Genomic DNA, 26,635 nt, shown 5'->3' with positions numbered 1-26,635 from the left:
TGTTTGTGAAATAAAAATGACTCCCGAGGAAATTTCGGGAGCAGTGTCTATATTGCAAATTTTAGGTTTTGTGATATGATGAGCGTGTGGAGGTGATATTGTGAGACAACAGAAATACGTGATCTATGAGCTTTCTGCGAAAGCTGTCATCAGCTACGCAGTACAGAGAGACGGAAAATATATTTTCGAGTTGGATCACTTCTCTACGATGAAATGCAAAAATCCCGGAGCCACTCATGAGCAGAGCAGCAACGCTCTGTTTCACCAGATCCTCTGTGAGATCGATGGCAGAGGCGAAAACAGTTCCGCTTCAAAATATGCATCCACGAAACTGGACGATGCAATTTTCTATATGGATTTCTCCGGTATCTTTGATGTGCGCGGCAACAGCGGCAGACAGATTTTACGGAAAGCGAAAGCCAGAGATATGTTCCGTCCGGAAGGTATCACTCTGACCATCGGCAGCACGCCGTACCGGTATGTTGCTTTTGAGCGCTCCGGCAATATGAGCCGCAACGGACGGCTATCCTTCATTCGCGCAGATCTGTATGAGCGTGTGCGCCGCCGCATTATGCTGGGGATGCACATCGGTCAGTGTCAGCTCAGTAAGCTCTACGCCTACAACGGACTGATGATGTCCACCGGTGTTCGTGTGGAGGATGTCGGCATTGATGTGCCGAGCCGTGTGATCGTCATCGACAATCCGGTGCGCACCGTACCTAACGTTAATGTCATTACCGTCGAGGATGACGGCACCCAAAACAGCACCCGCAAATATGAGCGAGTGGAAAAACGCGCGGATATCAACATCACCTGCTTTGACGGTGAGGGCTTGATCTCCACGCAATATGCTGAGGCCATTGACGAACGGCTCTGTGGAGAGCATGTCCACACCTCTTTTCAGATTAGACTGCCTTTTGTGAAGGGCATGCTGCATCAGGTGGACTTCAAGGACTTTCTGAAAAACTGCGGCACGAAAACCATCACCGATATCTGGGGCAACGTTCACGCTGTTGATGATGTGGAGGTCATTCTGACCAAGAGCATGTTCAAAGGCTACGGTTGGCTGAAAGAGAACGGTATGTTCTGGGAGGACTATTGGATCGCTTTCCGGAAGTACGACCATGCGCTGTATATCACGCAGGTGAGCCGCGAAGAACCGGAATCCACCACAGAACTGAACTATCAGTTTCTGACTACCATTTCCATTCAGGCAGAGGAATTCCGTCCTTCTGATCTTCCCGCCGGCTGGACGCACAGTCCTGCCGATGACCCGCGACACTGGCTCACCAAACAGACAGAGCTGGCTTACTATAATTTCCGTGCTAATTCCGAGTTCCGCATCAACTATTTCCTCAAGCATTTGAAGCAGGTTTTCTTCCGCATGGGAGAAAAGACCACGGTGGAACACATGGCATCGGCGCTGAAGAAAAACGTGCTTCTGATCAATGAGCCTGCTTTTACAAAAATCCTTGATGACAAGGCTGAGCAGATTTATGAGCAGTACGGAGAAGGCCGTCTGATCGTGGACGGTGACATTCGCTATCTCTCCGGAGACCTGCTGGACTTCCTTGTTCTGCTGATTGACCCGAAGGCGAAACGCAGCAAGAGAAATGATCTCTATTTCAACGCCGCCATGACCAACCATTTTCCTGAGCGAGCCTTCTATGCACCGAAGGCTGATTATCAACACGATGGGAGCTGCACGCTTTTGCGTAACCCTCACATCGCCCGCAACGAAGAACTTCTCCTCTCTTTCTACGACGATAAAAACAACATGCGCAGCCACTACTTTGGTCATCTGAGCGATGTGGTCATGGTTGACTCAAACATGCTGGCGGCAGAGCGTTTGGGCGGCGCGGACTATGATGGTGACATGATCCGTACCATCACCGATCCCATTCTGAACGACTGCGTGCGCCGCAATTATGACAGCTACGGCGACTTCAAAAAATACGAGTCCTACACCAATCAGGACAACCTACCGCTTTTGATGATTCCTGCGGCAGAGCCGCTGATTTGTGATGCCGATGATTGGGAGGCCCGTTTTGATGCTGTCAGCAGCACCTTCTCCTCCCGCGTCGGACAGATCTGCAACGCAGCTCTCGACCGCAGTATCATTGCCTACAACGAGAACTCCACCGCCGAGGAGCGTGACCGATGCCGCCAGGAGGTTGAGCATCTGGCCATCGTCACTGGTCTGGAAATCGATTCAGCAAAGAGCGGTATCAAACCCGATCTGGATGAGTATCTCAATCGCCGTACTGTGAAGCGCAACCTATTCCTTCAGTATCGGTCGCTGGCGGAGGATGCCAAATCAAGCCGTCGGTCCTGGTATGAGAAAAAACATACCGACAAAATCAAGGACTTTCTGAAAAATACCGACTGGAGCAAGGTGGACTCCAACGTGGAGCGCCTGCCGTATCTGGCCTGGCAGATGAAAAAGAACACACCCAGTGCCAAGACGAAACAAGCCAAGGACTCCGAACTGTTCAGTTTTGCAGTAAAGCCGGACTGGAAGGACACCCTTGATCCTGCCATTAGAGAAAAAATTGCCTCTTTGATGGAGGATTACAACACCTGTCTGAAACGCATCCGTTACCTGCGCAGTACGAATAAGGCTCCAAAACGCAAGGGTGATGTAGAGCGCATCCTGTTTGCCCGAGGTCAGGAGGATGCATATGATACCGATGAGCTGTATGCGCAGTTCCGTTCTCTGCCTCCCCAGCGCGTTACAGAACTATTTGGCACGGTCACCGCAGAGAAATGGCACTTAATGGACGAGGACAGCCGGGAGCGCTTCCTTGTAAGCGAGCTGCCGGAGTTTGCAGACTTCCATGATCTTCTGAGCGACTTCCGTCATGACGGATTCCGTCTGCTGGGTGATATCCTCTCCGACATTGCTGATGAAAACACCAGCGAACAGATGAAAAAACTGACCCACGGAAACGAGTCAGAGGAGTACATTCAGATGCTCTTTGCCTATGCGGAGCGTCCGGAGGGACGAAACTATCTGCAGGCTGTGTCTGAAAAATGCCGGGAGTATCTGGTGCGTATTGTGCCAGCCCGAGAAGCTGTGAAATATCTGGTCGCCCTTGGCTATCGGGACAAGCTGTGGGATCTCGTTCCTGACGCTGTGGAAAAGAACTTGCTGGAGGTGCGCCATGGTAAATGAGTGGAAAGAATACCTGGACTACACCGGCACTGTGAACTACACCTCCACCGGCAAACCTGACTCCACATGGCGAGGTCGATTCAGCTTTGAGGCTTTTGAGGATCTGCATGGTTTTAACCGCATCCTCGCCATAATCGCACGTCGCTATCTGTTTCATGATCTCGATGGCAGTCTGCTCCTGGGGGACCCCCGAAGCCGACTGGAGCTGGCCTATCATGCTATGTGCGCCTGGTGCAGCATTCCGGATGACGAAGAAATGGACCGGCAGTCATGGAGTCATCGTACCGATTTCCGCGAGTTGCACGCGGTGTTCCCTGATCTGGTGGATGCGGAAGGCCGCGGATGGTTTTATCGGCATTACTGCGCCGTCATGGACTTCGCCGCAAATAACGAGAACCTTGTCAGAAAGACCTATGCCAAAAAAGCACCCGCTTTGATGGTAGAGTTTCCAGACCGCTGGCGCAATAAAATCGTGGCTGCTCAATATCCCATTTTGTCTAAGAATACAGATGCCTCCTGGCCTCTGCGTTTCGAGGACACACTTGCCCGTGCGCTGGAACTTGGCCCGCTATGTAATGCAGATATCGAGTTGTCGCAGGCTCTAAAGGAGAAAGTAAACAAAGATCTCCCTGAGTCCATTCCCGCAAAAGACTTTTACATGGTCTACAAGTTGATCGCTTATTATGTTGCAAATAAACCGGAGGACAGCGACTGGGTCGTACTGCCGGTCACGAACTTTGACTATTACTTTGGGGACAGCAATTTCAGCCACACCTATCTCTCGAGGATTCCGGAAGAGATTCTTGTCCGCAGCCATAAGTACGACATCAGCCGCTACCGCGTTATGCCGGAGTATTTGCCCTAATTGTTTTTCTCTGTCTTAATGAAAGAACAGGCATCCTCACCGATGAAATCCGCCGGTTCAGGATGCCTGTTTTCTTTGTAGATATTCAGTTCGTGGCTCAGCCGCCATGCCAGGCAGAAGCCGCTGATAAAGCTGTCGATAGATCTATCCTCTGCGATTTGGTCTTTGCAATCGATAATCTGCAGCACCAGCCTGCGCTCCGGCTTTTCCAGCCTCTCGATCAGTTCCTGGTGGCAGGCTTCGATTTCTGCCTTCAACTTCGTCGCCGGCAGTGGTTCATAGAAGCCGTCGTACAGTGCCTTGAGTAGTTCGTTCATAGTTTTCGCCTCCTCTGTAGCACAAAGATATACCACAGAAGTCGGCGGAAAGCTACTGAAAGATTGGCTTCGGGAAGGGTTTTAATTTGTTGTCTTTCGTCTTGTTGATATATTCCTCGCCATGTCACGAGGCCCCCCTGATTTCCCTGCAAAGTGCATAGAGGCGCTCATCGCGCACAGCTTTTTTGAGTTCGCATTCCCAAACAACAATCACGTTCCATCCCTGACTACGGAGCTGTCCTACGTTCTTCTTATCTCTTTCCACGTTACCAAGTATTTTAGGCCGCCAATAGTCTTGATTTGAAGATGGCCAAACAAAACGCGGGCAGTCATGTTTGTGCCAAAAACAACCATTCACAAAAATAACTGTTCTATACTTAGGGAGTACGATATCCGGTTTTCCCGGCAATTTCTTATCATTTTTTCGATAACGAAAGCCTTGCGAAAAGAGAAATTTTCTGACTATCTCTTCTGGTTTGTTATCTGTACTCCGAATGCGAGACATATTTCTGCTTCGAACTTCTTTAGAATGATTATCAGCCATAAACAGAATCACCCAAAAATAAAGTGGTTTCCTTCTAATTTCAATCCATCGCCATCATACAATTCAAGCGGTATAGTTGCGGTAAGAACAAGTCCCTTTCGTCTTAGATACCCTGAAAAAGCGTCTTTGTCTATGGATGTAATTCCATCTGCCTTCATTTGGGCTATCACAAAATCTTCATAGCTTTGGCAGGGATTGTCTATGGATACGATAATACCCTTTTTATATCTTCGATCCTTCACCTTTGGCTCAAGCAATCTAAATCCCATATCATAGTTCTCGATTATCGACTGAAGCAGGTACTCATTCCACTCATAGTCAATTTCAGGGAAGCCTTCATAATTAAAGATTGCAAAAATACCATAGTATCCGCTATCTCGCACCAAGCTCTGTAATTGAAGTTTGGTTGCCTCGATTGCATCGGGAGCGACAGCAAATAAGGACCTGTGAATATAACGATTAAGGTCAACTTTTATATAATCCTCCTCAATCGCATTCAAAATGATTGTAAAAGTTCCGTTGGACCATCCAGCTCTTTGAGAAATTTGGACAAACTCCTGATAATATAGCTCAGGCCTATCAGCAACGAAGAAGCGAGCAACATTGATGTTTGTAAGTTCCATGTCCGGGAATGCTTGCGATGCAATGTGAGGTCTGGAAAAACGATAGTCTTTGCTGAACAGACAAGCAGCGATATAGAACAGATTGAGACTGGATTCAATCCTGTTCTTTTCTAAAAATTCTGGATACTTCTTTTTCGTAACATCATAAAAATTGTTTTCACTGCTGTATCCGCCTTGAGCGCCCAACAGCTCATCAAGAATCATACGGAGCTGTTCTACATCCGAATCCGTATAATGGACATTGTCAATATGGTTAAACTCGTTATAGTCCCACTGTATCAATTTCGGGTCTGCAACAATTGCATTCACAATTCGGATATCTGTTACTCCTGGGAATTGTCTAAGCAGTTCCTTTTTCGTTATGGGACCACCATTATTTTTTATAGAATCAGCGAGTCTTTCGCCAAAAGTAACACGCGACATACCGTGTTTTACAAGCAAATCACGTTCATACTCAAAGTCATCCGGGTATAAGTACTTCAATGCACCATGGAGATAATTCGCATTATCAACACTGGTTTCCGCAAGCAATCTGCCAGAAAAAGCCGCAAATATCTCAGAATAATACAAAGATGTCTCTTCACTGTCATTGATATATTCAACAATCTGCGCAAACAGGGTTTCATCCAAAATCGTGTTTTCCGGAGCACAGTATCGTCCTCTGCCACACAGGATTAAATCCGGCGAAACGCGTGCAGTAATTGCACGATTGTTATCTGGCAATGTGTATCCGGCATATTCTTTGAAAATAATCTCCTTCATGCGAAGCATGTCTTGGTTTTCATCATCACTGTCCAGTTTAATGCCGGACTTAAAGTAACGCATGATTACATCATAGCATATACGCTTGTACGCCCCTCTCCGCTTCATTATATAGTCACCCATGGCAATATAGCGTCTTTCGAAGAGGTATCCCATAAAGTCGCTGGCATCCAAAAAGCCCATTTCATGCTTGGCTAACTCGACTTCCACTTCCTCGAGGATGTCATAGTAGTTTACAGCATCTCCTACGAGCTCTTGCATCATGGTATGAAGCAGTATCTCACAGTTATCGGGGATAAGCTCAGGATCTACAAATTTATCCGCAAATTCGAAATAGTGAACCGTTTCAGTGTTTTCAAGAACATACACAAAGCAATCCAGATGCTCAGGGACATAAAATAGTTTTTTAATGTCACTTTTATAAAAATATCTCCGTCCCTGCATCAGCTTTTCAAGAATTGGTCCACTGCCAGAATTCAACTTTCTTACTGTTTTTGCAATAATTTGGCGGACTCGTTCGCGGGTAACTCCAATACTCTCACCAATTTCTTGCAGGGTCTGACCTTGAGCCTTTAACAGCAGACAGCTCCGTGCACTATCTTTAAGTGCGTCATATGTTTCCACGAATTGTTTGATCGGATCAACTTCTTCCTCGGGCTCTCCTGGTGCTGGATTTATAGTGTATTTAACCGCCAACTTGTAAGCATTCTTGCACGCTTCTGCCGTGTCAGGTCCCAAACCCTTGATCTTCTTATATGAGAAGTCAAAATCTCTCAGATCCCACAAGGTAGCGAGTCCATTCTCGTTGCAATAGCGAATCATAGCGCTTCCGCGCTTAACTTCAGCAAATACAGTTTCTATATTTACTGCCCTGAGCAAGTTTTCTTCCTCTGCTGAATATGCAGCAGGCTCTGCCCCTTCAGTAGGCTCCCCTTGAAAATGTTCCTCCATGCTGTCACAGAGACAAATCAAAACAGATTTATCAATGCCTTCTGGGGTTTCCATGTCTGAAACAAAGGCTCTAAGACCCGCAATTTGATCTGAACTGCTAACCCCTTGAAAAATTGAGCGCAGAGAATCTGCACACCGTAAAAACAAATTCTGCAGCTCGACTTCTTGGCTAAAATCTACGAATGAAGATATAGCTTCATTCGGTTCTACCACCGGAGCGGAGGTGTCTTCTTCATTTGCCGCCTCACAGCCAGGCTCTTGTTCCTGAACGTTTTGGCTGTCAAGGTAGAGTCGTTTTGCTTCTTCAATGACATCCTCAGAGACGCCTGGGACAAAGAGCAGCTCATCAAAATCGAAGGCCTCGAGGTCCTCTAAAAAAGAGAAGCCGCATTCACTCAAGAAATACACGACATTGTTAAATCTATCATCGTAATATAGCTCTTGAATGGTCATACGGCTTCCCTCCATGTTAGATTTCTATTGCTTTTTTATATATCTTATCATAGATGACCGAAGACGGCAAACAATCCAGGATATAAGTTCCTCCCAAAAGGTTCAAATACTTTGAAAGCTCTCCTATGTCATTGGTATCTATCTGTTTCCCGGTATTTTTGGCATCGATGATAGCAGAAATAAATGCTTTCACAATGTCAGGATTATTGGATGTGTTGCGCTCAAGAATATGCATAATATTGTCGGCGTTTTCGCAGACAAATTTAGTCAGCTCATATTCACGCTCATTGTCATATGTAAGCCGTCCAATCCACCAAAGCCTGGACAACGCATTACGAGTAAGCGATCTGCGTGCACCATATCCAAAGAAGAAATGCTGTTCTATTGTTGCAGCAGAGCTGGTTTCGTCAATCTTCCACCTATATTTAACATAATCATAAAACGGTCCCATGCATAACCCTGCCCAAACACGTTCGTCTGACGCTTGGGAGTCTGGCAAAAACTTCAAGCGTGTATATACTCTTCGGACATTTTCATATTCGGTTAAAAATGGGTCCTTTTGTGACATATCAAGCTGGAAATCCTCGATCTCGTACTTTGTATCCTTAAAAGGAGATTTTCCATCGAAGAAGTCGGAAATCCACTCATTCCCGCCCCCAAACTTGGTGCGCAACTCGTTTAGATTAGCTTTGATTGCAGTAATGCTGTCACCGCTTAAGAACTGAAGCTTCATTCGTCATCATCTCCTTCGTCTGAGGTTGGGCAGCCCAACGCTAAGTATTCCAACGCTGCAGACAACGGACTCTTTATCAGCCGCTGAGCATACAGGACAACTTCATTGGGCAAAAGATCGTCGGTTTCGATATCTTTTTGAAAGCGTTTTTTCATAGCCTTCTTAATAGACTTATACCAACTATAAGTACTGTAGCTGGTATATCTCTCATCCGCAGTCTTACTGTTCACTTCGCTTAATGCATAAATCAACGCCGGGATGATTATCAGTGCATTCAAGTTTTGCTGAACCTCGGGAACTTTGCTCATGCTCTTAAAATGAGCATGGTCTTTTTCCGGCAGCTTAATTGTAATCTTATTCTGCCCAATATCAACTTCCATATCTGTCGCCGTTGTGTCAGCATTTTTCGTAACTACAAATATTGATTTTGCACTAACCAAGTCATTGCGTTCTTTATCGATATCACAATTGACCTGTTTTCCCACAGCCATCACGCATCCGGCTTCAATTTGGAACTTGTAGCCTCTATAATCCTCATTGAAACAGCTGTTGACATAGTCAGGGATATCCGCGCACGCTACTATAAATGGGCAAATCTGAAGTCTTCCACACACTTTATCTTCAGAAATTGAAACAAGTTTATCTGTGCTCGCAGTACGAATTGCCGTTCTATATCCAGTTTGCGCACATTCTAAGTGATATACAAATGCAGCTTTTCCTTCTTTTATCAAAGCTTCCAATTCAGGATTTGTAAGCTCAGAAACAAAGGATATCTTGATGTTGTATCCTTCACGCACAACCTCAACAGCGCTATCAAAGATGCTATCAATATAGTCATCTGAATTGCTCGACAAAACAGGATATGGGTAAAGCTTATACCTTATTTCCATATGCTTTTACCTCCATAGAACAATAGTCGTGATAGGCTATTGTTACCTTCAACCTGACAGGTTTCTTCTCTGTGAACACAACATTTTTAATTTTGTTGTTTTCGGTCTCAAGCCCAGACTGTCCTATTCCAACTGCCTGAACAATAGGCGCCGTATAATTCTGCGTTTCTGCAGACATAAACAGCTCTATATGCCCATTATCAGCGGATATCGACGGAACAAATGTTACGGAATACTCCCCACGATCTTTATTAAGGCACACTACACGGGCTTTCAGCGGCACTATGCCAACAAGAGTTTTCTTCTTGCTTTCCTTGTGAGGTCCCTTTCCGTCTCCTCGTCCATCTCCGTCACCGGAATGGTTTCCTCCTCCGCTGCCGCCATTGTGACCAGAACCGGTTCCCTCATCGGACTCGGTTTCTTCTCCTGCATCATCATCTGCTTCAGCATCCTTGCCCTCCGCAGCGCGTGTACCTGAAGGAGCTTTTGGCTTGGAAATAGTTACCTCGACACTTTTAATAGTATTAGAGATGGTTTCTTCCTCTTGCTTGCCTCCAGTTTCTTCTGCATCAGATTCATCAGGAAGATACTCACCTACAGAGGGGTCAACCTCATCACCGTCATCCTCTGGCTTTAGCTTTTCAAGCTCATCTTTGATGACACCAATGAGGTCACGGATTATGTTCTGGGCATATTGCCGGCCTTTGGCACATCTATCAGGTTCCCATTTCGTGTGCTGCGGATTTTCCAGACTTCTAAGAAAATCATTAATTTTTTCGCCTTCAATCAACATCACTCCCGCAAAAGGAATGTTTCCGGAAATACCGCCTTTATCCATGATTTTCATTCCAGTTTTACGAATCATGGCAACTTTTCTGTGCATATCAGGGCGGTCAGGCCGAATTGCAATCCAAAGCCGAACCAAACCCATGTTCTTGAAGTCAACATCAACGCTCTGCGTGGTGGTGAGTATCTCATAATAGTTGTTGGCATTTTCAGTGAGATACTCTTTATAATCATCACAGAGATCGGTCAAATGTTCTTTGCTGATCGTAATATCATCAACATGGACAACCAGTTTGCCCGTATAAATTGCATACAGGAAACCATCAAGAATAGATGCCACAATATCGCTCTTCCAATCAGCACTTTTGCGGAAACCAGCGATGTACACATCTGTACCAGTTTTTCCTTCCGGGCGGCTGTAAGCCGGATCCAGCACAAGCTGTTGATTAAATACAGGAGAATTATTATCTCCACCACAATAACCAACGCCAGAAGTTATTTCGTTATTATCATTTCTAAAGCTGGTGATTCGTGAAATGCCTTGGTAGGCGCTCTTGCCATCTTTATCCAAAGTGCTGTAAAAAACCGTTCTGAAGCTTGAGCATGCAAACGGAGCATATTTGCCGATACCAAAAGAACCTCCAGAGGTTCCTGCTTTATCCGATGCGCCAGATGATTTTGTAAGATTACACCAAGGAGTGTTGTATTCTCCATCAGAGCCGCACAGTCCGGTAGTGTTGTAGTCACTGATCCTCAGAAAGGGGATCTTTTCAGCATTCATAACTTCCAATGCCGCCTTAAAGAAATCCTGTGCCTTTTTCGGTTCCCAGAATTCTAAAGACCGATTGAATGCATCACAAAGATCCTCCGCGCCGGGAATCTCGTCTTTACTGAGCTCAAAAGAGATAAAATCAACCGTTACTGTATTCTCATCAAGGGCAGCATCCAAAGAGTTCTGACAAATCTCTCTGGCGAGAGACTTTAGAGGCGTTCCCTGAAATGTTTCTACGCCAGAATTGCTTATTCCATTAACATCGCCATTGTTATTAGATGGAAACGACCATCTCATAAAAGTCCCTCCTTATCTAAGTGTAAACTTCACAGATTTAGGTGCTTCGCTTTTTGCGAATTTTTTTCTGGCTTCTTTAACGCTGCTTTCAATAGCAGAGAAGATTTTTTCGACATCCGCATCACTGTACTCGTAGATAGATGTGTTGGCGCAATTTCCCAACAATTGCACCATGTTGATAATCTTGTTCGTCCGATTTTCCGCCAAGCGGACAAATCGGTCTCTCTTGCTTTCGTTTTCTTTTGGCATAAAGAGCACCACCTTTCGACACCATTATACAAATGAGGACGCCGTTTGTCAACTTCATTCGCCATATAATTCTAACATTTTTCATATGTTAGAATTATATGAGTTTTGTTCGAGCTGATTTTTCATAAAAATATAGGCAGCACTTTGTGTGCTGCCTATATTTACTTTCCTATTATTTTATATACATGCTCTGCAATTGCTTTTGCCAGCAGAGGGGGAACCGCATTCCCCACTTGCTGATATTGGGAGTCCTTTGAACCTTTGAATTCAAATTTATCCGGGAATGATTGAAGTCGAGCCGCCTCTCTAAGAGTAATTGCTCTATTCTTTTCAGGGTGTATCCACATGGATTTTCTTACATTAACAACCGTTCCGCTGGGTTTCTTGGGATCAAGCCGGAGATAAATTGTTTTTTGGGTCCGCTCAGGCTTGGAATATGTAGTTTTCAGCTCATCCGGTAAACTCTGAAAGTTTTTTCCCTTTCCGATTGCTTCAAAGCGTTTTTGGGCTCTTTCTGTTGTTGCTGTTGCGAAATGATTTTTCACAGAGGTGCTTTCTGCTCGCATCGCAACTGCATATTCTCCGATTTTCTGACTTTCTGCATACGGTATCTCCGCACACTCGGATTCGAGCGACACATCATACTCCACGAGGTCAGAAATTGCCTCTTCTACGGTTACTGTATCGTATTTCTTGGGCTCCTGCAGCATATCAAAGCTTTCGTTTTCAAGGCAATCTCTTCTCACTCCAATAACGATATGTCTTTTTCGTTCCTGGGGGACTCCGAAGCACACTGCATTTAATGTCGCACCGCGCTGGATATACTCGTTGCCCAATATAGCATTCACATAGTCAATCACAGCGTACGATTTAACCGTAAATATAAGTTCACCTTTTTCAACAGAATATTTCCCTATGAGTTGATTGTCGTATGCCTCGTTGATTGTCTGAAATGTTTTCTGCAGTTCAATTATATCTTGCAGTTCTGGAGTTTCCTTTATGTTGCCGTTCTCCAGCAATACATTCTTAACAACCTGAAGCCACCGGTGAATCGTTTCCTTCTCCGCAGTATCCGCATCGCTTGCACAGTAATCATCAATTTCTCGGCACATTTCTCTTGTGTGCTTTTGGAGGTACGTAGGGAGTCGTTTATCATTATTCTTATTCTTATTCAGCACATTCAAAAGTTGAAAGAGTGCATACGGAATAAGCAGGGCATCAAGCTGCTCACGATTTTCTGCTATTGCTTTCAAATCGAACCCATCGTGGTTCCGAGAAGACATAACGATTTTGTCCTCTCTCATCGGAATTAATGGTTTAGCAGGATCGGCAGAGGTTTCATTAAGCTTTTTAATCAAATCATGGTCAATGTAGGAGTCATAGAACCGATGTATGCTGGACTTCAGCATACTTACATTTTCCATAACAAATGCACGCGGTTTAATTTCCTTGATTGCCCGAAAATATTCTTTAACGAGCGCATTGTTCATGCTGATTAAATTGGTCTTTTGCCGATTGGCATTAGAAAATCCTTGGCAGGGAGGTCCTCCGATCACTACATCTATGCCATCAAAACGCCTGCTTAGCGATTTGAAATCATATCCAACCACATTCTCGATAAATACAAATTCTTCTCCAGGATCGGGTATGTTGTGTCTATATGTTTCCCTGGCATATTCTTTAATTTCCGCAGCAGCTACCAACCTAAAATGCCCAGTTTGCTTGAAGCCAAGACTAAGACCACCAGCCCCTGCAAATAAATCAATCGTTTTTAGCATGAACTTGACCCTCGGCTTTCTTGTTATTCTGTACTCCGTTGGATCGTATCCACGCATCCACTTCACTTATTTTGAATCGCCATTGCCGATCCACTTTATATCCGGGCATATTTTGTTGCTTTACCATCTTTTTCACAGTGTCCCTGCTAAGGTTGAGGTGATCACAAATATCGGACAGTGATACCCATTTCTCTAAACTATCCATGATATTCCCCCTTTATTTTTATAGATTATACACTAATTACTTAGAATTAGCAAGATAAATGTAGAACAATACAATTTACTATTGTTTTATAGCTAATAATAACTAAATATCACTTGTTTTTCTGCGTTGAAGCCCTGAATCTCTCACTCATATATCCGTGTAACTTTGCCTCGCTTTAAAACGCCAGCATGTTCCCAAGCACATCCGCAGTCTTCTTTTGCTCTGCCGTCACCGCCGCACACGGCGCCGCAGGGCGGCTGTTTTGGCTTGTCTGGGGTAAGTAGTCCTTGTATCTTTTCCTCGTTTCTCTGGCTCTTGTGTGGCCCAATTCTGCTGAGATTTCTCTCAGCTCCTTGCCCGAGTGCAGGGCTTGCACTACATAGGAATGCCGCAGGTCTACGAACCTAATATGCGGCAATCCGGCTCTCTCCAACACTCGCTCATGCAACAATCGAATCATCGCCGGCGAGTATGGTTTCAGCGTTCCGGGATGGATGAACATGACCTCGCTGCTGGGGTGCTTTTCATGTTCTTTTTGCAATTCCGTCACGGTGTATGCTGGCAGGGCAATCTCTCTGGTTTGCTCACCGTAGCTAACCAACTCCCTGCGCTCGACTACTCGGTCCATATGGATCGTCAGGATTCCACGCTTCTTGTCCAAATCACTCCATTTCAGAGCTATGAGCTCTCGCTGTCGCAAGCCATGCTCCAAGGCCAGAAGGAAGATGGGCAGATATCCAAGCTCCGCGGCGGCATCCAGGTACTCCTCTATTTCCGCTTCGGATAGCGTTTCCGCCTGCACTTTTTTACTTGTGTGATAACGTAAATTCTTGGCCGGATTCTTCTCTATGTAACCGTTGCTGACCGCTTGATTTAGAATGCCGGATAGCAGCACACAGATGTGCCGCATGGTTTCCTGCGACAGAGGTTCATTTCTGCGGAGGTTTCCAAGGTCATGGCAATCTATCAGAAATCTCCGAACTATGCTTTCTGTAATATCGGTAAGCTCCATTTCGCCAAGCCTGGGTACAATGTGGTTTTTCAGCAAGTAGCCGTGAGCTTGGTAGGTCGACGGTCGCACCGCCGGTTTGTCGTAAACCTCCTGCCAAAGGGCAATCCATTCCTTCAGTTTCATAGGCTCATCTCCTTTGCGCAGGCTTGGAGCTGCCGCAGGCTGATTTGTGGCAACCGAGCCTGCCGCAACGCTTTTCGGTGCAGATAATAGAGCCTGTGTTCTGTATAGGGTTGGCAGGTTTTTGCATCCAGAAACACCACTGCGCTCTGAGGATTCTTTTGGTGCTCCATATTCAGAATGCGGCTTTGCTTCAGCGTCAGCTGTATCCACCGTCTTCGCAGGCAGAGCCGCTGTGCGTCGACATCAAAAGCGGCCCACCGCAGAGAAATTGCTTCTCCCTGCCGTAGGCCGCTTGTCAGTATCATGTATAAAATTGGGTATGCTCCGAACTTTTCGATTTCCTCCAAATAGCGTTTGATCTGTCCTCGACGGACCACTTCTTGTTCCTGCGCTGCCTGATACGATAGTTTTAGTTTAGACGTTGGATTGATTTCCAATAGTCCTTCTCGGCCAGCTTCGTCCAAGAGCCGCCGCAGTATCAGATGTCCACACCATACGCTGTTCCGGGATAGCCCTTCATACGCCAAAGACTCATAGAAATCCTGTACATGCTCCTCTGTCAGCTCTGCAAGTGGTACGTCTGAGAATTCCGGCACAATTCGTTGGCAGATCCATTGACGATAGCTACCCTCGGTGTTTGGGGACATCCCTCGTTGCATTTGTTTCTCGAGCCATTCCAAAGCCCATTCACCGACCATTTTTTCTTCTGGCATTTGTACGCCCCCTTTCCTGGCAGTACAAACACATACCACAAAGGCCGCCAAATATCCAGAGAAATATCACTTTGGTGATAATTTTTCTTATTTCTTTTTGCAAAGCCTGTTGTAAAACTATCACTTTGGTGATATAATGCAACCAGAAACGAACGGGAGGCAGCAGAAATGGGTAAAATAATTACGATCTACCATGGTTCTGAGCAGATTGTGGAAGTTCCAACCTTCGGCAAGGGCAAAAAGAACAATGATTTTGGTCTTGGTTTTTATTGCACCGAAAGTGATGATCTTGCAAAAGAATGGGCAGTATCTTCCTTGAGAAACGGCTTTTCCAATCGTTATACTCTGGATACCGAGTATTTGAACATTTTGAACCTGAATAGTCCGGACTACACCATTCTCAATTGGATTGCCGTTTTAGTAGAGCATCGCTTGTTTTCCATCAAGACGCCTGTTGCCCGTCGTGCAAAGCGTTATCTCATTGAAAACTTCGGCGTAAATGTCAACGCCTTTGATTTAATTACCGGTTATCGTGCCGACGATTCCTATTTTGACTATGCAGAATCCTTTCTGAATAACGGTATTTCCGTTGAACAGCTTGCACGGGCTATGCGCCTGGGCAAATTGGGCGAACAGATTGTGATCAAGTCCAAGTTTGCATTCTCCCGCTTACATTACGAAGGTTTTGATATTGCAGAAAAAGAGCAATACTATGTTCTTCGTAAGTCAAGAGACGATGAAGCCAACCAGCTCTATTTGGAAATGTTAGAGGAAGAAAGCGATGGCTTGTATATTCAGGACATTATGAGAGGAGGCATTAAAAACGATGACTCACGCATACCACGAAATCTATCTGAGTAAGGCTCAGTCAGTACTTGGCGATGCCTTTGATTATGCTCTCAACATCTGCAACCTTTCCGGAACTGACTTCGTAAAGCTATTCGTAGCAAGTTCGGTCAGCAAGCGCATGGAAAATGGTGAGCCAGCCTATCTTGCAGGGAAAAGCGGCATTGAAATCGTTGTCGAGATTATTGCTGAAACCATGGGAAAAGAGCTCCCCATTGAACCACACGAGCACTTTGGACGTTCCAGGGAATACTGGGTCGGCTGGGCTGTGGCTTACTATCAGTGGTACTCCAGCAGAAAATATAGCGATATTTTCAAAGTTGTTTCCTTTGAAGATCTGCAAAAAATGTACTACACACTCCATGAAGCGGATATCTCCAAATTCGTTGACATTGTGGATGCTCGAATGAAAGATTATTTTCCGGAAACCAACCTGAAGCGTATCCGCACAGCATACGGATGCACGCAGGCGGAACTTGCTCAGCGATCCAATGTCAGCCTCAGATCCATTCAAATGTATGAACAGCGCAACAAAGACATCAACAAGGCCAGTGTCGATACTGTGTATCGCCTTGCAAAAGTACTGGGCTGTACCATGGAAGATTTGATTGAAAAATAGATTTTGAGCCTCCGGGAAGGGTTTTAATTTGTTGTCTTTCGTCTTGTTTATACTATTCCTCACCAGCTGCCGGTGGGGGGCTATAATTCTCTGCCTTGCCAATTTGCCGATATCCGCGCAACACGTTCAATAATACCCAGAATGCTGACCCACAGTCACACCCACAACCCGACAGGGGACAACGGAGAACGCACTTCCGGACAGTGCCGGACAGGAATTCGGCACACCTTGCAATCACTGCATTACAGCGCACGGCAGGTCTGAACATCGGCGGAGAGGAGCGGCTGAAATCGCTGTAGGACCCGTTTGGGAGCAAGATGCCGGGAGTTCGAGTCTCCCCACTCGGACCATCTTATGATAATCCGAGCTACATTCTCGAAATAGGGAATGTAGTTCGGATTTATCATTTCTATTGAGAATATCCTCTGATTCATGAGGGGCGGGAACACCATCTTTGGTATTCCCGCCCTTGTAATTTAGTTGTAACATGGTATTATTGCTATTGTAAGTTGCGCCCTTGATTTCCAGAAAGGCGGTATCAAACCATGCCAACATTAAAGATAAACAGTATGTTGCCGTCTAATGAGCAGTTTACAGTGCGGATTGATGGTGTTCCCTGCAAGGGAGATTGTATACCTGTGCAGAAGTCTTTTCATATACAAATAGAGCAGTTTCGGGGAAGTGCCTCCAATGTGTATATGAAGAAACATTTCATCTCTTTGATATCTGTTTTTATTACTGGAGGGCGATATTCTGCGGGGGCTGAATTGGCTTCTCCTTACCGTGCTGTCTGGAATGCGGATTGTGACTTGATTGGAGACGGTGAGATTACAATTTGGCTGCGCGACCAAGGTCAAGATGTACACTTTGAAATACAAGGGAAAAACATCACATTTACTAATCTTCTCAGCGAAACAACTGTAACGAGAGCAGAAAAACTGCGTTGGTTTTTGGGAATGCTTCCCTTCTTAATGCTCATTTCTGTACCGTTTTTGTTGCTCCCATATTTAATGTTGGCAGTGGAGTTCTCCAGTGGAGACGATTTCCCAAAAGCCGTAGAATATATTATAGAAGGGATTTTTATTTTCCTGCCACTTTCAGCACTTATCTATGTGTGGGGAAGCTTTATCCGAAAAATCACTTTGAATGCGAAGGGCATAGGAAAGGATATTTCTGTTAGCCGTCATAATAAAATCAAATTCCTGACGGCGCTGCAAATTATGACTCTTATTTTATTTTCCGCCACTGCTTTTTGTGAGGCAATCGCGCTGTTTGTTTTTCATTGCGGCGAATTTGTTTTTGCAACCTTTCTTGCCACCGTCGTCCTAATTATCCATTTAATCATTACAACCAATATGTTGGAAACGTTGGAGAGAACCGGAGCTGTACCAAAGGAAGTTTACCGCAAAATAGAAAAAATCAAAAAGTTAAAAACTGCCGTTTTGCTGGCCTATGCCGCTATATTTGCGGTCATGATAATTTTTTATCTATGTTGGGCCCATCGGCTTAAGCATTTATAGGATATTAAGGCGGGAGCACCATTGAGATGTTCCCGCCTTGTGTTATGCCTGTTTCTGTTGTTCAACCTCCCGCTGTTTCTTCCACTCGGCAAACTCCCGTTGCCCTTCCTCACTCTCGAAAAACGCCTGTATCTCCGGGAGCAGGACACGGGCCAGGGCCTCCACTTCATAGAAGGGGATTCCGGTGCCGTAGTCAGGAAGATAGTTTCTGATACATGCTACTTGATGTCCAAAAGGGTAATACTTACCCTTATGGACATCACCGGAATACTCGAATGTTCCCGAAGTTCGGATTTATCGATAGCCGGGGGACCAAAATCCGTCAAAGTATTATGACTTTGGCGGATTTTTTTTCTGTTTTCAGTACTTGTACAGCTACAGCATTGATCGGGATGGGCTGATCCTTGCGTCAGGGGATCAGTTTGACAGGCTCTGTGTTTCCCGGCTTGGGGGTTCGTCCACCTTCCCAGCGTCGGGAATACTCTTTTTATCGTCAGTCACTTAAAAAACCTCCTTCATCGTGAAACAGAAAAAGTCAGCCCGATGGCTAGCCTGTATTAATATTACTGGATTCTGATAGATCCTTTAATGATATTCAGACCAAGGACCACTGAGATCAGAGATTTCAGTGGTCCTTGGTCCACTATTGTCCACACTGCAACTTTATAAAATTGTAACAAAGTATCCTTTATATTAAGCAATTACTTTTTTGAGAAGCTTGACTACACCATCGATAAAGTTTATTCATATGGGTTTAGTTATGGTAAAGTAGATACGTTTATATAAAGAAAATCATTGAAAAAATTTCACCAAATGCCATATAGTACTTTACCTCATATGAAGCTCAAAATTCTGAGGCTCTGCGAATAAAGAAGATCAAATTGCGCAGATATGGATTCAAAGGTAAATTTGATATTTATAAGGTAGTATAAAAGCAATGTATTGTCCTCTGAAAATCTACGGATTTCAGAGGACAGTATTCTTTGTCTATTACGTATTAAAAACTGCTACGCCTGCTGGACAGAAATCGGTCTGTCACAGATCGTTTTCCTCGGAGATCCCAACCTCCAGCTGTTCTTTGGGCTGGCCGATGTACTGTCGGGACTCCTGGAGCCGCTGCTCCATTTCCACTATTTCCTTCTGAATCTGCTGGCGGCTTTTTGCTCGGTTCATCTGCAGAAAGAGATGGTACTGCTCTTACAGGGTTTCTACCTTAAGGGGGAATGTAATAACCTCTCCCCGATCTGGTTACCCTCCAACTCGTCCCGGCAGATATCATCGTCCATGACCGCCATATAGAGAGTATATCGGGTGAACTCCTTGAGTGGAACCCGGATCATCTATGCCAGCAGGCGGCCACACTGCCTCCGACTGCCAGACACCCCAGAATTGCAGCTTTATGACCTTCCCTCATCTATTATGAATCTTCCGGCCGGACTTCTCTTCTATGAAACGGCAGAATTCTGGGATGCAACCACTCTCCAGCGCCGCCTTTTCAATGGCCATGGCATGATTCGTTCCCATCACCAGAAGAAGATGCTTCCGAGTCTCCGCCAATGCCAGGATCTTGTCATACTGCCACTTGGACTCCGCCGCGGCGGTTTTTACGAGGGAATGGTCGGGATAGAATGAGGTATCGGCGAAGTCGGTGCCCGGCAGGGCCTTGTGCTTTACAAAATAGCTGTTGATATCATTCTCTTTCGAGTGAACCAGCAGCAATCCCGCGATGGCCACGCAGCTGAGTACCATCTGCCAGAGCGTTCCCCAGGATAGCCAGAGGGATACCGCCAGCAGCCCTATAATGGTCCAGCCATGATAGCGGACCATGCGACTTCTTTCGGCCCGGACCGTCTTTCGAACAGCCCGGGCCATGGCGGTCAGTGCCTTTTGATCATATGTGGTATGGCAAGTAAATTCCATAGGTACCTCCCGGGCCGTCACGGCAGTTATTTTCCGAAAGTTGAGCGTCACTATAGCAGATAAAGCGCATTTGGGATGAATATTTTCTTAATTATCTTTAAGATTGTGCGATTCTCCTGATATGTGAAAATGGGATTGGGGCAACAGAGAGTTGCTTTGCTTCCTGCTCCCGCTGTGGTACAATCCAAACAAGGTGGTGATCAACACGGATACCAAAGAAATTATTTTGGAACTGCGTACCCAGTACGGACTCTCCCAGGAACAGCTGGCGGAAAAGGTGCATGTGACCCGGCAGGCAGTTTCCCGCTGGGAGACTGGTGAAACAGTGCCCAATACGGAGACGCTGAAGCTGCTCTCCGGCCTATTTGATGTCTCCATCAATACCTTGCTGGGCTCACCCCGGCAGCTGATCTGCCAGTGCTGTGGTATGCCGTTGGAGGACTCCAGCATCAGCCGGGAGCCGGACGGTGCCTTCAACGAGGAGTATTGCAAGTGGTGCTATGCCGATGGGAAATTCGTTTACACGAGCCCCGAAGAGTTGCTGGATTTTCTGGAAGGCCATATGTCCAATGAAACCTGGCCCCCAGAGCAAGTCAGAGCCTATTTCGAGGCTCAGCTGCCAAAATTGAATCACTGGAAACAAGCCGAGACATGAATACCTCCCTCCGAAATCGTAGATTTCGGAGGGAGGTATTTTTTGCCTGTTGTTTTTAAGATCAGATACACTCAATGTGTTGAAGCGTGTGTTGCCTTGCTGTTTTTCCCAAAACATGTATAATGAAGTAACGACGGACATTTTCACACAATCGCCGCATGTGCCCGTACTCATGCAGCATTTATTAGAAATAACAAAACATATAAAAACTCAAAAAAGAAAGTATGGTTATGATTTGTCCCGGACATTGGATGAGATTCGCCAAGTTATCAGTTTAATAAAAACGGAATTTCATTTCACCGGAAGGTGACAGCGTCCCCTCACCTCTATCACCCAAAGTATCGCCGATGCGGCATATGATGTCCCCAGTTGAATCGAGGAAAAGGCGCTGCCCTATTTGGATGCCCCTTTTCTGGATGTGGTCAACCGGTGGAAGCAGCACATTGCGTCCACGCGATAAAAACTGCACGAGGAGATTACTACGATGACAGTTGAAAAACGCTTTGAGCAAGAGATGATAGACATCTATACCACGGCAAAAAAGGAATGCGGCTACAATGCTTCCCGCTTCCTTCAATTGGTCGGCGCCAAAGGCGGCCTTGCCGCAGCGAAGCAGTTGATTGGCAAACCCGGCGGAACAGATGGATTTACCACCCTGTGGGAGCACAATCGGCTGGATCTCTCTGTGGAAGCCCATGTGCTGAAGCCTGAGTATGCAACATTATTCTCCGACGAGGAGCGGAAGCTGTGCCGTGATCGCTTGAAGGAGTTTGGCTATCAATTTGACTAAGAGAACATCATGCGCTATCATTCATAGCGTAATTTCACATACCCGCAGTAAAACGCGAAGGGGTGAAATCAGATGAAAGTCATTTGCTTCGGCGATTCCAATACCTACGGCCACGATCCACGCTCCTGGCTGGGCGGACGCTATGACGCGGACAGCCGGTGGGTGGACATTCTGGCCGCGGAAACCGGCTGGGAGGTCTGCAACATGGGTCAGAACGGCCGGGAGATTCCCCGGTCAGCACCCTCTTTCCCCGCGGATACCGACCTGCTGATCCTTATGCTTGGCACCAATGACCTGTTCCAGAGCTGCAGCCCGGAGGAAGCTACCAGCAAACTGGGGCACTTTCTCTCCGGCCTGTCGCTGAAGCCTGATCAAATCCTGCTGATCGCGCCGCCGCCCATGGCTTTGGGCCAGTGGGTGCCCAGCCAGCAGCTGATTGACGATTCCCGTGCCTTTGCCAGGTATTGCCGAAGCCTCGCCCAAGGGCTTGGTATCCACTTTGCCGACGCTGGGGACTGGGATATTTCCCTCGCTTATGACGGGGTCCATTTCACAGAACAGGGCCACAGGGCCTTTGCCGCAAATCTTTTGGAGGTACTCAGATGAAACGAATTTTCCCCTTACTTTTGACTTTTTTACTTCTGCTCACCGGATGCGGCGGAAGCGGCTCCGACAGTTCCTACCAGCAGATCACCCAGGAGGAAGCCAAGGAGATGATGGACACCGAAGAGGTCATCATCCTGGATGTGCGGGAGCAGGACGAATATGACAGCGGCCACATCCCCGGCGCTGTTCTTCTGCCGGTAGGCACCATCGACGGGGACACCGCCGCGGCAGCGATTCCCGAGAAGGACTCCAAAGTCCTGGTCTACTGCCGCAGCGGAAACCGCAGCAAAACCGCCTCCTCCACTCTGGCGGAGTTGGGCTACACCAATATCTATGAATTCGGCGGCATCAACACCTGGCCCTACGAGACGGAATAAGCCGCAAGGAAGAGAGCGTATAAGATGATTTTCTATTTTTCCGGAACAGGCAACTCGGCGTGGGCGGCCCGGCAGCTGGCTCACCTCACCGGCGATGAGGCCTATGATATTACTAACCTGAAAGAACTGCCAGATATGGAGAATGCCAAACAAATCGGATTTGTCTTTCCGGTCTATGCTTGGGGTGCACCGGAGATCATGGCGGATTTTGTGAAAAAGCTGCCCAAGACGCAGGTGTTCACCTTCGGTGTCTGCACCTGCGGAGGGGATGCCGGACTTACCATGAAGCAGTTTTCCAAGCACTATCTCTTGAGCAGCAGCTATAGCTTACTGATGCCCAACAACTACATCATTGGCTCGGATACCGATGACGAGGGCGAGATCCTCCAAAAGATCACCGCCGCTCGGGAGGAACTGGAGCGGATGGCCCAGGAGATCCGGCGGCAGGAGCGGGTATATCGGGTCCACGAGGGGGCGCTGGCCGGGGTGAAGTCCCATATTGCCAACTTTGGGTTCAACAAATTTGCCCGAAGCGCAAAACCCTTCTTTGCCGGGGACAGCTGCAACGGATGCGGCCAGTGCGTCAGGAACTGCCCGGCGTCCACCATCTCTCTTCGGGACGGAAAGCCTGTATGGGCGGCACAGTGCCTCCAGTGCCTGCGATGCATCAACGGATGTCCCCAGCTGGCCATCCAATACGGAAAGGCCACAGCCAGGCGGCGCCGCTATACCATCCGGGCGTATCTTCTCCAGGACGAGCAAATCTGAGGAGCACATAGACATGGATCTTCTGTTGATCTCAATTTTCGTTTTTATCATCATGGAGTCGGTCAATGTAGCCATCCTCTACTTCTGGCGGCTGCACCCCACCATCAAAAAGCTGGATGCCATGGGCTGTATCACACTCAAGGGCTATTCCAAGGCGCTGGGCTGGATGATCACCGGGTTTCTCATCATGTTCATCCTGGCTTTGATTGGGCATATAATGACCGAGGTGATTGGAACATGAAGGCAACGCGACTGTCCCGGCGCAAAAAATGGCTCATCGCCGGAGGGATCGTTCTTCTGATCCTGGCCATTCTGGCGGGGGTGTTTTTCTGGTATGTGTCGGATTACTACCGGGCGGAGGATGTGGCTCTTGAGGTCATGGCCCAGGACAGCGGCATCTCTCAGCAGGACAATCTGACAATCTTATCCCCGACTTATCCCACCGATACTGCCATCATTTTCTATCCCGGTGCCAGGGTGGAGGCGGAGGCCTACCTGCCTCTGCTGGATCAGATCCGACAGACCGGGGTCACCTGTATTTTGGTACATATGCCATTCCACATGGCGATTTTTGATGCCGATGCGGCGGAAAAGATAATCTCTCAGGTCCCTGAGATCCAGCACTGGTATATCGCCGGACACTCCATGGGCGGCGCTATGGCATCCAAGTTTGCCTCAGACCATTCTGACCAGGTAGACGGACTCATCCTGATGGGAGCCTACATCTACGGCGACTATCCAGATGAAGATACCCTGACCATCTACGGCTCCCTCAACCAGAGTGTGGAGGACTACATTGACTACACGGAGAACATCGTGGAAATCGAGGGTGGCAACCACGCCCAGTTCGGCAACTATGGCCCGCAGAAGGGGGATCTTCCGGCCACCATTTCTGCGGAGGAGCAGCAGAGACAGACGGTACAGGCCATCGAAGCCTTTTTTGCACAGCGGACGTCAAGATAGACCCTATTAGACAGAAAGCGGAGTGCCCGGCGGGCACTCCGCTTTTCATAGTTGTCTTTGCAGATACACCATATCTACCAGCTTGACCCCGCACTCGTAGATGGGGTGGTCGTAGTGATCGGTGAAAAAGTTCTTGACCAAATGGTGCCTGCGAAAGCCGCAGGATTCATAAAACGGGATGGTGGAGGGACTGTCCCCGGTGCCCACCTGCAGCACCGCATAATGTCCCTTGTAGGTCTGGATGAGAAAATCAATCAGGGCTTTTCCATAGCCCTTGCTCTGGAATGCCGGTTCTACAGCAATGTTTTTCAGTTCCAGGATACCGTTCCCCTCGTCAGTCACCACACATTCGGTTTTGAGTCCATTGTCCTCCAGCACATACATGGTCCCACGCTCCAGATAGCGGTCGATCATGTCCTCCTGCTCGTCCGCTAGCAGAAGCAAGTCAAGGTACTGCTTTTTATCCTTCTCAACTTTTCTAATTTTCATGGGCACACCTTACTTTTTCAGCATCCGCTTCAAGGCGGCGGCATCCAGCAGATTCACCGTTACGAACTTCCCCTGATAAAATACCGCCCAGTTGTTGAACACACCGGGCAGAGCCTTGGCCTTTTCCAGAGTGTCCACCGGAATGAGGGTATAGGGTGCCCCCATCTCCTGACAAGTCTTGCGCACCAGCTCCACGCTCTGATGGATGTAGGGACACTGGGGGCTGTAATAGACAGTCAACTCCCGGCTTTCGATCTTCTGGCGCTTGGCGTTCTCCGCAAAGTGTGGCTTCGTCCCGTCAAAGGAGAGGGCCAGCAGCCGATAGCCATCCGGAGTGGTATCCACCGTTTCAAACCCATATTTCGACCCAAAGGCCTGGTCCGAGAGCCAGGCCTTCTGCTTTTCCGCACCCAGCATACACACGCCGGATTTGCCCTTTGCCTTGGCGTCGGCCAGGCAGTACTCCATCAGCTGCCTGCCATAGTCCTTGCCCTTGAAGTCCCCGGTGACCCACAGGCAGTAGATGTAAAGATAGTTCTCTCCCTCTACCGGCACCCAGGCGGTCTCCAGCGGGGCGTACTCGATGAACACCACGCCCTTGGCGTTCAGCTTGCGGAACACATGACCTTCTTTCAGCCGCTGGCTGAGCCAGGCTCGCTTGGCCTCCACACCGGGGTGGGGCTTCTTGCTGCGGATGATGCAACATAAATGCTCCTGTGCCAGATTTTCTTCTGTCAGATTGAGAAATGAATGCTCCATACCTGTACCTCCCGGCAGATTTATCTCCATGATACCATGCCCTCTCCAGTGAGACAATCCCCGCTTTACAGGGCAAAAGATTGCTTTTCAGAGGCAAACATGACAGATAGTTGTCGTGTTCCTGTGGTATAATACAGAAAAATCAGGAAAGGCGGTGCAGCTCATGAAGATGGAGCGGCTCATCGGCATCCTGTCCATCCTGCTCCAGCGGGAGAGGGTCACCACCCCGGAGCTGGCGGAGCACTTCGAGGTGTCCCGCCGAACCATCCAGCGGGACGTTGAGTCCCTCTGCCAGGCGGGCATCCCCATCTCCACCGCACAGGGCGCGGGCGGCGGCATCTCCATCATGGAGGGCTACCGGGTTGACCGCACGGTGCTCACCGATCCGGAAATGCAGGCCATCCTGGCGGGACTTCGAAGCCTGGACAGCGTCAGCGGCACCCGGCGCTATGCCCAGCTGATGGAAAAGCTGTCCGCCGGGACGGGCGGGCTGGTGCCGGGCGGCACCCACATGCTCATCGACCTCTCCTCTTGGTACAAGACCAGCCTGCCGCCGAAGATCGAGCTCATTCAAGGAGCCATTGAGCAGCACCGTACCATCCGCTTTACCTACTTCTCTCCTAAGGAGGAATCGGTGCGCACCGTCGAGCCCTACTACCTGGTGTTTCACTGGTCCACCTGGTATGTGTGGGGCTGGTGCCAGACCCGGGAGGATTTCCGCCTGTTCAAGTTGAACCGTATGACAGAGCCCGCTTCTGGTGAACCTTTTGAGCCCCGGCCTGCACCCCTGCCTGACCTGGAGCCGGAGCGCATCTTTCCAGTCAAATATCAGGTCACCATCCTCTTTGATCCGGCCTGCCGCTGGCGGCTGGTGGAGGAGTACGGCGCGGACCGCTTCACCGTGGAGCCGGATGGCCGGCTGCGCTTTACCGGAGGCTTTCCAGACGCGGACAGCATACTCAGCTGGGTTCTGACCTTTGGAGACAAGGCAGAGTTACTGGAACCGCAAGAGTTGCGGGAACAGCTTGGGGATTTGACCGAAACATTGGCCGACCGTTACCGAGGGAAGAATTGA

The 26,635-nt window shown here is 47.7% G+C and carries 27 protein-coding genes; 13 read left to right on the top strand and 14 right to left on the bottom strand.

Annotated elements, in window-relative coordinates; translation table 11 throughout:
- The first annotated feature begins 100 nt into the window (after positions 1-100).
- Together H9Q75_RS03890 and H9Q75_RS03885 are read left to right on the top strand one after the other, a co-directional pair.
- A complete protein-coding gene (locus H9Q75_RS03890) occupies positions 101-3,175 on the top strand; it encodes an RNA dependent RNA polymerase (RefSeq protein ID WP_341480895.1) in 3,075 nt (1,024 codons plus the stop codon).
- Entirely contained in the window at positions 3,165-4,040 is an 876-nt protein-coding gene (locus H9Q75_RS03885; protein ID WP_186564812.1) for a hypothetical protein, read from the top strand. The genes H9Q75_RS03890 and H9Q75_RS03885 overlap by 11 nt, the downstream gene beginning before the upstream one ends.
- Here the strand turns inward: H9Q75_RS03885 and H9Q75_RS03880 are convergent.
- The 11 genes from H9Q75_RS03880 to H9Q75_RS03830 form a co-directional block, all read right to left on the bottom strand.
- Complete coding sequence (locus H9Q75_RS03880) at positions 4,037-4,357, bottom strand: DUF6809 family protein (protein ID WP_186564811.1); 321 nt, start codon at positions 4,355-4,357, stop codon at positions 4,037-4,039. The genes H9Q75_RS03885 and H9Q75_RS03880 overlap by 4 nt on opposite strands.
- 124 nt (positions 4,358-4,481) lie before the next feature.
- Positions 4,482-4,901 carry a very short patch repair endonuclease gene (locus H9Q75_RS03875; protein WP_186564810.1) on the bottom strand — a complete coding sequence of 140 codons (420 nt, stop codon included), beginning with the start codon at positions 4,899-4,901 and terminating at the stop codon, positions 4,482-4,484.
- Positions 4,902-4,909: 8 nt separating this feature from the next.
- Positions 4,910-7,690 carry a sigma factor-like helix-turn-helix DNA-binding protein gene (locus tag H9Q75_RS03870; RefSeq protein WP_186564809.1) on the bottom strand — a complete coding sequence of 927 codons (2,781 nt, stop codon included), beginning with the start codon at positions 7,688-7,690 and terminating at the stop codon, positions 4,910-4,912.
- A 16-nt stretch (positions 7,691-7,706) separates the two neighbouring features.
- A complete protein-coding gene (locus H9Q75_RS03865) occupies positions 7,707-8,423 on the bottom strand; it encodes a DUF6339 family protein (protein WP_186564808.1) in 717 nt (238 codons plus the stop codon).
- Positions 8,420-9,313 carry a hypothetical protein gene (locus H9Q75_RS03860; RefSeq protein ID WP_186564807.1) on the bottom strand — a complete coding sequence of 298 codons (894 nt, stop codon included), beginning with the start codon at positions 9,311-9,313 and terminating at the stop codon, positions 8,420-8,422. The genes H9Q75_RS03865 and H9Q75_RS03860 overlap by 4 nt, the downstream gene beginning before the upstream one ends.
- Entirely contained in the window at positions 9,297-11,168 is a 1,872-nt protein-coding gene (locus H9Q75_RS03855) for a hypothetical protein (protein ID WP_186564806.1), read from the bottom strand. The genes H9Q75_RS03860 and H9Q75_RS03855 overlap by 17 nt, the downstream gene beginning before the upstream one ends.
- A 12-nt stretch (positions 11,169-11,180) precedes the next feature.
- On the bottom strand, positions 11,181-11,417 hold the full coding sequence (locus H9Q75_RS03850; protein ID WP_186564805.1) for a hypothetical protein: 237 nt from the start codon (positions 11,415-11,417) through the stop codon (positions 11,181-11,183).
- 161 nt (positions 11,418-11,578) lie between these two features.
- Positions 11,579-13,195 (bottom strand): DNA cytosine methyltransferase, encoded by a 1,617-nt coding sequence (locus tag H9Q75_RS03845; protein ID WP_186564804.1) that lies wholly within the window; start codon positions 13,193-13,195, stop codon positions 11,579-11,581.
- Positions 13,179-13,400, bottom strand: coding sequence for a helix-turn-helix domain-containing protein (locus H9Q75_RS03840; RefSeq protein ID WP_186564803.1), 222 nt, complete (start codon positions 13,398-13,400; stop codon positions 13,179-13,181). Before H9Q75_RS03840 ends, H9Q75_RS03845 begins: the two co-directional genes overlap by 17 nt.
- 175 nt (positions 13,401-13,575) lie before the next feature.
- Positions 13,576-14,535, bottom strand: a complete 960-nt coding sequence (locus tag H9Q75_RS03835; protein ID WP_186564802.1) for a tyrosine-type recombinase/integrase — start codon at positions 14,533-14,535, stop codon at positions 13,576-13,578.
- The gene (locus H9Q75_RS03830; RefSeq protein WP_186564801.1) at positions 14,532-15,248 is read right to left on the bottom strand and encodes a tyrosine-type recombinase/integrase; all 717 of its coding nucleotides are present in this window, start codon (positions 15,246-15,248) and stop codon (positions 14,532-14,534) included. The genes H9Q75_RS03835 and H9Q75_RS03830 overlap by 4 nt, the downstream gene beginning before the upstream one ends.
- Positions 15,249-15,416: 168 nt before the next feature.
- Between H9Q75_RS03830 and H9Q75_RS03825 the strand changes: the two genes are divergently transcribed.
- The 3 genes from H9Q75_RS03825 to H9Q75_RS03815 all read left to right on the top strand — a co-directional run bounded on the left by H9Q75_RS03825 (position 15,417) and on the right by H9Q75_RS03815 (position 18,233).
- The gene (locus tag H9Q75_RS03825) at positions 15,417-16,109 is read left to right on the top strand and encodes a DUF3990 domain-containing protein (protein WP_186564800.1); all 693 of its coding nucleotides are present in this window, start codon (positions 15,417-15,419) and stop codon (positions 16,107-16,109) included.
- Positions 16,075-16,713: a helix-turn-helix transcriptional regulator gene (locus H9Q75_RS03820; protein WP_186564799.1), complete on the top strand. Its 639-nt coding sequence runs from the start codon at positions 16,075-16,077 to the stop codon at positions 16,711-16,713. The genes H9Q75_RS03825 and H9Q75_RS03820 overlap by 35 nt, the downstream gene beginning before the upstream one ends.
- A gap of 545 nt (positions 16,714-17,258) precedes the next feature.
- Positions 17,259-18,233: a hypothetical protein gene (locus H9Q75_RS03815; protein ID WP_186564798.1), complete on the top strand. Its 975-nt coding sequence runs from the start codon at positions 17,259-17,261 to the stop codon at positions 18,231-18,233.
- A gap of 1,410 nt (positions 18,234-19,643) precedes the next feature.
- On the opposite strand, the gene H9Q75_RS03810 is transcribed toward H9Q75_RS03815, so the two are convergent.
- Positions 19,644-20,153 carry a YcxB family protein gene (locus tag H9Q75_RS03810; RefSeq protein ID WP_186564797.1) on the bottom strand — a complete coding sequence of 170 codons (510 nt, stop codon included), beginning with the start codon at positions 20,151-20,153 and terminating at the stop codon, positions 19,644-19,646.
- Positions 20,154-20,304: 151 nt separating this feature from the next.
- Here H9Q75_RS03810 and H9Q75_RS03805 point away from each other — a divergent pair, with 151 nt between their 5' ends.
- The 7 genes from H9Q75_RS03805 (at position 20,305) to H9Q75_RS03775 (ending at position 24,312) form a co-directional block, all read left to right on the top strand.
- A complete protein-coding gene (locus H9Q75_RS03805; RefSeq protein WP_186564796.1) occupies positions 20,305-20,808 on the top strand; it encodes a zinc ribbon domain-containing protein in 504 nt (167 codons plus the stop codon).
- Between the two features lie 484 nt (positions 20,809-21,292).
- Positions 21,293-21,598 (top strand): hypothetical protein, encoded by a 306-nt coding sequence (locus H9Q75_RS03800; protein WP_186564795.1) that lies wholly within the window; start codon positions 21,293-21,295, stop codon positions 21,596-21,598.
- A gap of 72 nt (positions 21,599-21,670) precedes the next feature.
- Positions 21,671-22,204, top strand: a complete 534-nt coding sequence (locus H9Q75_RS03795; protein ID WP_186564794.1) for a GDSL-type esterase/lipase family protein — start codon at positions 21,671-21,673, stop codon at positions 22,202-22,204.
- Entirely contained in the window at positions 22,201-22,581 is a 381-nt protein-coding gene (locus H9Q75_RS03790) for a rhodanese-like domain-containing protein (RefSeq protein WP_186564793.1), read from the top strand. Before H9Q75_RS03795 ends, H9Q75_RS03790 begins: the two co-directional genes overlap by 4 nt.
- A gap of 24 nt (positions 22,582-22,605) precedes the next feature.
- Positions 22,606-23,349, top strand: a complete 744-nt coding sequence (locus H9Q75_RS03785) for an EFR1 family ferrodoxin (protein WP_186564792.1) — start codon at positions 22,606-22,608, stop codon at positions 23,347-23,349.
- 13 nt (positions 23,350-23,362) lie between these two features.
- Entirely contained in the window at positions 23,363-23,590 is a 228-nt protein-coding gene (locus H9Q75_RS03780) for a hypothetical protein (RefSeq protein ID WP_186564791.1), read from the top strand.
- On the top strand, positions 23,587-24,312 hold the full coding sequence (locus H9Q75_RS03775) for an alpha/beta fold hydrolase (RefSeq protein ID WP_186564790.1): 726 nt from the start codon (positions 23,587-23,589) through the stop codon (positions 24,310-24,312). The genes H9Q75_RS03780 and H9Q75_RS03775 overlap by 4 nt, the downstream gene beginning before the upstream one ends.
- A 45-nt stretch (positions 24,313-24,357) precedes the next feature.
- Here the strand turns inward: H9Q75_RS03775 and H9Q75_RS03770 are convergent, their stop codons facing one another.
- Positions 24,358-24,801: a GNAT family N-acetyltransferase gene (locus H9Q75_RS03770; protein ID WP_186564789.1), complete on the bottom strand. Its 444-nt coding sequence runs from the start codon at positions 24,799-24,801 to the stop codon at positions 24,358-24,360.
- 9 nt (positions 24,802-24,810) lie between these two features.
- Positions 24,811-25,560 carry a GNAT family N-acetyltransferase gene (locus H9Q75_RS03765; protein ID WP_186564788.1) on the bottom strand — a complete coding sequence of 250 codons (750 nt, stop codon included), beginning with the start codon at positions 25,558-25,560 and terminating at the stop codon, positions 24,811-24,813.
- 163 nt (positions 25,561-25,723) lie between these two features.
- Here H9Q75_RS03765 and H9Q75_RS03760 point away from each other — a divergent pair, with 163 nt between their 5' ends.
- Entirely contained in the window at positions 25,724-26,635 is a 912-nt protein-coding gene (locus tag H9Q75_RS03760; RefSeq protein ID WP_186564787.1) for a helix-turn-helix transcriptional regulator, read from the top strand.

Source organism: Lawsonibacter celer, assembly GCF_014281125.1.
GTDB classification, from domain to species: domain Bacteria; phylum Bacillota; class Clostridia; order Oscillospirales; family Oscillospiraceae; genus Lawsonibacter_B; species Lawsonibacter_B celer.
Note: the sequence above shows the minus strand (reverse complement) of the source record. Positions and strands in the feature narration are given on the sequence as shown.